This window comes from Pseudomonas sp. XP1 (assembly GCF_053557675.1).
Genome location: NZ_JBNRIJ010000048.1, coordinates 12231 through 20239, shown reverse-complemented (window position 1 = coordinate 20239; position 8009 = coordinate 12231). Strand labels below are relative to the sequence as shown.

General features: G+C 63.4%; 7 protein-coding genes. 6 read left to right on the top strand and 1 reads right to left on the bottom strand.

The features are described 5' to 3' along the window. Positions 1–189: 189 nt before the first annotated feature. On the bottom strand, positions 190–468 hold the full coding sequence (gene rpsT / locus ACK1U9_RS24240) for a 30S ribosomal protein S20 (protein WP_449110239.1): 279 nt from the start codon (positions 466–468) through the stop codon (positions 190–192). A gap of 250 nt (positions 469–718) precedes the next feature. On the opposite strand from rpsT, the gene murJ reads away from it, so the two are divergent. From murJ to ispH, 6 genes are all read left to right on the top strand, one after another. Continuing rightward, positions 719–2257: a murein biosynthesis integral membrane protein MurJ gene (murJ, locus tag ACK1U9_RS24235; protein WP_046617007.1), complete on the top strand. Its 1539-nt coding sequence runs from the start codon at positions 719–721 to the stop codon at positions 2255–2257. Between the two features lie 118 nt (positions 2258–2375). Continuing rightward, on the top strand, positions 2376–3326 hold the full coding sequence (gene ribF / locus ACK1U9_RS24230; protein WP_046617008.1) for a bifunctional riboflavin kinase/FAD synthetase: 951 nt from the start codon (positions 2376–2378) through the stop codon (positions 3324–3326). Then, a complete protein-coding gene (gene ileS, locus ACK1U9_RS24225; protein ID WP_046617009.1) occupies positions 3323–6154 on the top strand; it encodes an isoleucine--tRNA ligase in 2832 nt (943 codons plus the stop codon). The genes ribF and ileS overlap by 4 nt, the downstream gene beginning before the upstream one ends. After that, a complete protein-coding gene (gene lspA, locus ACK1U9_RS24220; protein ID WP_025337596.1) occupies positions 6147–6662 on the top strand; it encodes a signal peptidase II in 516 nt (171 codons plus the stop codon). The genes ileS and lspA overlap by 8 nt, the downstream gene beginning before the upstream one ends. Beyond that, positions 6655–7092, top strand: a complete 438-nt coding sequence (gene fkpB / locus ACK1U9_RS24215) for an FKBP-type peptidyl-prolyl cis-trans isomerase (protein ID WP_003258215.1) — start codon at positions 6655–6657, stop codon at positions 7090–7092. Before lspA ends, fkpB begins: the two co-directional genes overlap by 8 nt. Before the next feature lie 14 nt (positions 7093–7106). After that, on the top strand, positions 7107–8009 hold a 903-nt coding region (gene ispH, locus ACK1U9_RS24210; RefSeq protein ID WP_449110238.1), incomplete at its 3' end, for a 4-hydroxy-3-methylbut-2-enyl diphosphate reductase.

The window sequence follows — 8009 nt, the reverse complement described above, 5'->3', positions numbered from 1 at the left end:
GGCGATGGGCTGCGTAGCAGCCCCAGGCTTCAGCTGGCAGCGGACATTGTCGGGGCTGCTTTGCAGCCCATTCGCAGCACAAGGCTGCTCCTACAAAAAGCCGATCGTAATCAACTGGGCGGGATGCTTGCACAAATCGCAGGCAACAAAAAGCCGACCCTGGGGTCGGCTTTTCGACTAGCACGTCGCTTAGGCAGCTGCAGCTTCTTTCAGCGCCTTGATGTGGCCATTCAGACGGCCTTTGTGACGAGCAGCCTTGTGCTTGTGGATGATGCCCTTGTCGGCCATACGGTCGATTACAGGCACAGCCAGAACGTAAGCGGCTTGCGCTTTTTCGGCGTCTTTTGCGTCGATGGCTTTGACTACATTCTTGATGTAGGTGCGGACCATGGAACGCAGGCTGGCGTTGTGGCTGCGACGCTTCTCAGCCTGTTTTGCACGTTTCTTGGCGGAAGGTGTGTTGGCCACCGTCGAGCTCCTCGAAAGACTTTAGGTAAATAGCAAACAAAATAGGCCGCGAATCATGCCGATCAGTCGAACGGATGTCAAGGCCACCTGCAAGGTTCCGCCGAGCGGTGCGCCAACAAGAGGGAAATATTCCTTTCTGCTGCGCGACCTGTAAACTCGGGAATTTTTGGCTCCCCTGCGAAGGCGCGGGAGTATCGCACATTCGGACGCTGTCTGGCAGCGTCCTCTGCCCTTGGCGTGAATCTTTTCGATGAACCTGCTCAAATCCCTGGCTGCGGTAAGCTCGATCACCATGATTTCGCGGGTGCTGGGCTTTGTCCGCGACACCATCCTGGCGCGTGTTTTCGGTGCCGGCATCGCCACCGATGCCTTCTTCATCGCCTTCAAGCTGCCCAACCTGCTGCGGCGCATCTTCGCCGAGGGCGCGTTTTCCCAGGCCTTCGTGCCAATCCTGGCCGAATACAAGACCCAGCAAGGCGAAGAGGCGACCCGCACCTTCGTCGCCTATGTCAGCGGCCTGCTGACCCTGGTTCTGGCGCTGGTGACCGCCATCGGCATCCTGGCGGCGCCGTGGGTGGTGTGGGCGACCGCACCAGGTTTTGTCGACAGCGCCGAGAAATACGAGCTGACCACCGCCCTGTTGCGCGTGACTTTTCCTTATATATTGCTGATCTCGCTGTCGTCCCTGGCCGGAGCGATCCTCAATACCTGGAACCGTTTCTCGGTGCCGGCCTTTACCCCGACCCTGCTGAACGTGGCGATGATCGCCTTCGCCGTGCTGCTCACGCCGTATTTCGACCCGCCGATCATGGCCTTGGCGTGGGGCGTGCTGGCGGGCGGCCTTGCGCAGTTGCTGTACCAGCTGCCAGCGCTGAAGAAGATCGGCATGCTCGTCCTGCCACGCCTGAACTTGCGTGATGCCGGTGTGTGGCGGGTGCTCAAGCAGATGCTGCCGGCGATCCTCGGGGTGTCGGTGAGCCAGATCTCGCTGATCATCAACACCATCTTCGCCTCCTTCCTGGTGGCCGGTTCGGTGTCGTGGATGTACTACGCCGACCGCCTCATGGAGCTGCCTTCCGGCGTGCTGGGCGTGGCCCTGGGCACCATTCTGCTGCCTACCCTGGCCAAGACCTACGCCAACAAGGACCGCGAGGAGTACTCGCGTATCCTCGACTGGGGCCTGCGCCTGTGCTTCCTGCTGGTGCTGCCCTGCACCCTGGCCCTGGCCATCCTCGCCGAGCCACTGACCGTGGCGCTGTTCCAGTACGGCAAGTTCACTGCCGTCGACGCAGCCATGACCCAGAAAGCGCTGATTGCCTACTCCGTGGGCTTGCTGGCGATCATTCTGGTCAAGGTACTGGCACCCGGCTTCTATGCACAGCAGAATATCCGTACACCAGTGAAGATCGCGGTATTCACCCTGGTCTGCACCCAACTGTTCAACCTGGCCCTGATCGGCCCGCTTGCGCATGCCGGCCTGGCCTTGGCGATCAGCCTGGGGGCCTGCCTGAACGCCGGCCTGCTGTTCTGGAAGCTGCGCAGCCAGCAGCTGTTCCAGCCGCAGCCAGGCTGGGCGATGTTCCTGCTCAAGCTTGTGCTGGCGGTGGGGCTGATGTCGGCGGTGTTGCTGGCCGGCATGCATTACCTGCCGGCCTGGGAACAGGGCAACATGCTCGAGCGCCTGTTGCGCCTTGGGGTTCTGGTACTTGCGGGCGTCGTGACCTATTTCGGCTGCCTGTACCTGTGCGGCTTCCGGCCTCGGCATTTCGCCCGCAAGGCTTTGCACTAAGGCATCGGGCGGGTCAGGCGTCGGTTTTTCGCATTCCACGCCGCCCTTGGGCGCTGCTGCCTGTCACCGGCGCCCGGGTGTGGTTATAATCGGCCACTTTATGAGCAAGAAGCGCGTTATGCAGCTGGTTCGAGGTCTTCACAACCTGCGCCCCGAGCACCGGGGCTGTGTCGCCACCATTGGCAACTTCGACGGGGTTCACCGCGGCCACCAGGCGATCCTGGCGCGCCTGCGCGAGCGCGGCCAGGCCTTGGGCCTGCCGACCTGCGTGGTGATCTTCGAACCGCAACCACGCGAGTACTTCGCCCCCGATACCGCGCCGGCCCGCCTGGCGCGCCTGCGCGACAAGATCGAGCTGCTGGCGGCCGAGGGTATCGACCGGGTGCTGTGCCTGGCATTCAATCAGCGCCTGAGCAAGCTCAGTGCAGATGCCTTCGTCAAGGCCATCCTGGTCGACGGCCTGGGTGTGCGTCACCTCGAAGTGGGCGATGACTTCCGCTTCGGCTGCGACCGCGCCGGCGACTTCGCCTTTCTGGTCGAGGCCGGCGAGCAGTACGGCTTCACCGTCGAGGCTGCCAACACTGTGATCCAGGACGGCCTGCGGGTCAGCAGCACCGAAGTGCGCAATGCCCTGTCCGAAGGCAACTTCGAGCTGGCCGAGCACCTGTTGGGCCGCCCATACCGCATCACCGGCCGCGTGCTGCATGGCCAGAAGCTGGCCCGCCAGCTCGGCACACCTACCGCCAACATCCAACTCAAGCGCCGCCGCGTGCCGCTGTCCGGGGTCTACCTGGCCAGCATCGAAATCGACGGCAAGGCTTGGCCGGGTGTCGGCAACATCGGCGTGCGCCCCACCGTTGCCGGTGACGGGCGCCCGCACCTTGAGATTCATCTGCTGGACTATGCCGGCGATCTTTACGGCCGGCGCCTGACGGTGGAGTTCCACCACAAGCTGCGTGAAGAGCAGCGATTCGCCTCCCTGGAGGCGCTGAAGTCGGCGATCGATGCGGATATCGCCGCCGCACGTGCACATTGGCACGCTCAACCGCTAACGAAGAGCCTGAAATGACCGACTACAAAGCCACGCTTAACCTTCCGGACACCGCCTTCCCCATGAAGGCCGGCCTGCCTCAGCGCGAACCGCAGATCCTGCAGCGCTGGGACAGCATTGGCCTGTACCAGAAGCTGCGCGAAATTGGCAAGGATCGTCCAAAGTTCGTCCTGCACGACGGCCCGCCCTATGCCAACGGCAAGATTCACATCGGTCATGCGCTGAACAAGATCCTCAAGGACATGATCGTCCGTTCCAAGACCCTGGCCGGCTTCGATGCGCCGTATGTACCGGGCTGGGACTGCCATGGCCTGCCGATCGAGCACAAGGTCGAGGTCACTCACGGCAAGCACCTGTCCGCCGACCGTACACGCGAGCTGTGCCGCGAGTACGCCGCCGAGCAGATCGAAGGGCAGAAGACCGAGTTCATCCGCCTGGGCGTGCTGGGTGACTGGGACAACCCGTACAAGACCATGAACTTTGCCAACGAGGCCGGCGAAATCCGCGCCCTGGCCGAGATGGTCAAGCAAGGCTTCGTGTTCAAGGGCCTGAAGCCGGTGAACTGGTGCTTCGATTGCGGCTCGGCCCTGGCCGAGGCGGAAGTCGAGTACGCCGACAAGAAATCGCAGACCATCGACGTTGCCTTCCCGGTAGCCGACGAGGCCAAGCTGGCTGCTGCCTTCGGCCTGGCGTCGCTGGCCAAGCCGGCCGCCATCGTGATCTGGACCACCACCCCGTGGACCATCCCGGCCAACCAGGCGCTGAACATCCATCCGGAGTTCAAGTACGCCCTGGTCGACACCGGGGAGCGCCTGCTGGTTCTGGCCGAAGAACTGGTCGAGTCGTGCCTCAAGCGCTACAGCCTGGAAGGCTCGGTCATCGCTACCGCCCAGGGTTCGGCACTGGAACTGATCAACTTCCGCCACCCGTTCTACGACCGCCTGTCGCCAGTCTACCTGGCTGACTATGTCGAACTGGGTGCCGGTACCGGCGTGGTGCACTCCTCGCCAGCCTACGGTGAAGACGACTTCGTTACCTGCAAGCGCTACGGCATGGTCAACGACGACATCCTCACCCCGGTGCAGAGCAACGGCGTGTACATCGACTCGCTGCCATTCTTCGGCGGCCAGTTCATCTGGAAGGCCAACCCGGCCATCGTCGAGAAACTGAGCGAAGTCGGTGCGCTTATGCACACCGAAACCATCAGCCACAGCTACATGCACTGCTGGCGCCACAAGACCCCACTGATCTACCGCGCCACCGCGCAGTGGTTCGTGGGTATGGACAAGCAGCCGACCACCGGCGAGCCGCTGCGTGAGCGAGCACTGAAAGCCATCGAGGACACCAAGTTCGTCCCGGCCTGGGGTCAGGCGCGCCTGCATTCGATGATCGCCAACCGCCCGGACTGGTGCATCTCGCGTCAGCGCAACTGGGGTGTACCGATCCCGTTCTTCCTGCACAAGCAGACCGGCGAGCTGCACCCACGCACCGTCGAGCTGATGGAAGCGGTGGCCAAGCGTGTCGAACAGGAAGGCATCGAGGCTTGGTTCAAGCTGGACGCCGCCGAACTTCTGGGCGCTGAAGCCGAGCAGTACGACAAGATCACCGACACCCTGGACGTGTGGTTCGACTCGGGTACCACCCACTGGCACGTGCTGCGTGGTTCGCACGACATCGGCCACGCCACCGGCCCGCGTGCCGACCTGTACCTGGAAGGTTCCGACCAGCACCGCGGCTGGTTCCACTCGTCCTTGCTGACCGGTTGCGCCATCGACGGCCACGCGCCGTACCGCGAGCTGCTGACCCACGGCTTCACCGTCGACGAGAACGGCCGCAAGATGTCCAAGTCGCTGGGCAACACCATCGAGCCGGAGAAGGTCAACAACACCCTGGGTGCCGATATTCTGCGCCTGTGGGTTGCCGCTACCGACTATTCCGGTGAAATGGCCGTTTCCGAGCAGATCCTGCAGCGCAGCGCCGACGCCTACCGCCGTATCCGCAATACCGCACGCTTCCTGCTGTCCAACCTGTCCGGCTTCGACCCGGCCCGCGACCTGCTGGCCCCGGAAGACATGCTGGCGCTGGACCGCTGGGCCGTAGACCGCACCCTGCTGCTGCAACGCGAGCTGGAAGAGCACTACAGCGAGTACCGTTTCTGGAACGTCTACTCCAAGGTGCACAACTTCTGCGTACAGGAACTGGGCGGCTTCTACCTCGACATCATCAAGGACCGCCAGTACACCACCGGCGCCAACAGCGTCGCCCGGCGTTCGTGCCAGACCGCGCTGTACCACATCAGCGAGGCGCTGGTGCGCTGGATCGCGCCGATCCTGGCGTTCACCGCCGACGAAATCTGGCAGTACCTGCCAGGCGAGCGCAACGAGTCGGTAATGCTCAACGGCTGGTACCAAGGCCTGAGCGAGCTGCCGGAAGGCACCGAACTGGACCGCGCCTACTGGGACCGCGTGATGGCCGTCAAGGCATCGGTCAACAAGGAGCTGGAAAACCAGCGTACCGCCAAGGTCATCGGTGGCAACCTGCAGGCCGAAGTCACCCTGTACGCCGACGAAGGCCTGAGCGCCGACCTGGGCAAGCTGGGCGATGAACTGCGCTTCGTGCTGATCACCTCGGCCGCCAGCGTGGTGCCGTTCGCGCAGGCGCCGGCCGAAGCAGTGGCCACCGAAGTCGAAGGCCTCAAGCTGCAGGTCGTCAAGTCCGGCCACGCCAAGTGCGGCCGTTGCTGGCACTTCCGCGCAGACGTCGGCAGCCACCCGGAGCACCCGGAAATCTGCGGACGTTGCGTCGACAACCTGAGCGGCTCGGGCGAGGTGCGTCACTATGCCTAACCCTGCAGCGGGGCGCTTCGGGCGCCTTGCATGGCTTTGGCTGAGCCTGGTGGTACTGGTCCTCGACCAGGCCACCAAGCTGTATTTCAACAATGCCCTGACCATGTACCAGCAGGTTGTAGTCATCCCTGACTACTTCAGCTGGACCCTGGCCTACAACACCGGCGCGGCGTTCAGCTTCCTGGCGGAAAGCTCCGGCTGGCAGCGCTGGCTGTTCGCCCTGATCGCCGTGGTGGTCAGTGCCGTGCTGGTGGTGTGGCTCAAGCGCCTGGGGCGCAACGAGACCTGGCTGGCCGTGGCGCTGGCGCTGGTGCTGGGTGGCGCGATCGGCAACCTGTACGACCGCGTCGTGCTCGGCCATGTGGTCGACTTCATCCTGGTGCACTGGCAGAACCGCCATTACTTCCCGGCCTTCAACCTGGCCGACAGCGCCATCACCGTTGGTGCGGTGATGCTGGCGCTGGATATGTTCAAGAGCAAGAAGTCCGAGGATCCGGTCCATGACTGACACCCGTATCGGCCAGAACACCGAAGTCACCCTGCACTTCGCGCTGCACCTGGAAAACGGCGACACCGTCGACAGCACGTTCGACAAGGCCCCGGCCACCTTCAAGGTTGGCGATGGCAACCTGTTGCCAGGTTTCGAGAACGCCCTGTTCGGCTTCAAGGGCGGTGACAAGCGTACCGTGGTGGTGGCCCCGGAAAACGCCTTCGGCCAGCCCAACCCGCAGAACGTACAAGTCATGCCGCGGTCCCAGTTCGAGGGCATGGAGTTGTCCGAAGGGCTGTTGATCATCTTCAACGACGCCGCCAACACCGAGCTGCCGGGTGTGGTCAAAGCGTTCGATGACGACCAGGTGACCATCGACTTCAATCACCCATTGGCTGGCAAGACCCTGACCTTCGAGGTGGAGATCCTCGAGGTGAAGGCCCTGTAAGCCTGGAGCCGAGCATGCAAATCAAACTCGCCAACCCTCGCGGCTTCTGCGCGGGGGTCGACCGGGCGATCGAGATCGTCAACCGCGCGCTGGAAGTCTTCGGCCCGCCGATCTATGTACGTCACGAAGTGGTGCACAACAAGTTCGTGGTGGAAGACCTGCGCAACCGCGGTGCCATCTTCGTCGAAGAGCTGGACCAGGTACCGGACGATGTCATCGTCATCTTCAGTGCCCACGGGGTTTCCCAGGCCGTGCGCCAGGAAGCTGCTGGCCGTGGCCTGAAAGTGTTCGATGCCACCTGCCCGCTGGTGACCAAGGTGCACATCGAAGTGGCCAAGTACAGCCGCGACGGCCGTGAGTGCATCCTCATCGGCCACGAAGGGCACCCGGAAGTCGAAGGTACCATGGGCCAGTACGACGCCAGCAACGGTGGCGCCATCTACCTCGTCGAAGACGAGGAGGATGTTGCCAACCTGCAGGTGAAGGACCCGGACCACCTGGCGTTCGTCACTCAGACCACGCTGTCGATGGACGACACCAGCCGCGTCATCGACGCCCTGCGTGCGCGCTTCCCGAACATTGGCGGCCCGCGCAAGGACGACATCTGCTACGCCACCCAGAACCGCCAGGACGCAGTCAAGCAACTGGCGGACGAGTGCGACGTGGTACTGGTGGTCGGCAGCCCGAACAGCTCCAACTCCAACCGCCTGCGCGAGCTGGCCGAGCGCATGGGCACCCCGGCCTACCTGATCGACGGTGCCGAGGACCTGCAGCGTGGCTGGTTCGACCAGACGGCGCGGGTCGGCATCACTGCCGGTGCGTCGGCCCCTGAGGTGCTGGTGCGTGGCGTGATCGAGCAGCTCAAGGCCTGGGGCGCTACCGGTGCTGAAGAGCTGGATGGGCGGGAAGAGAACATC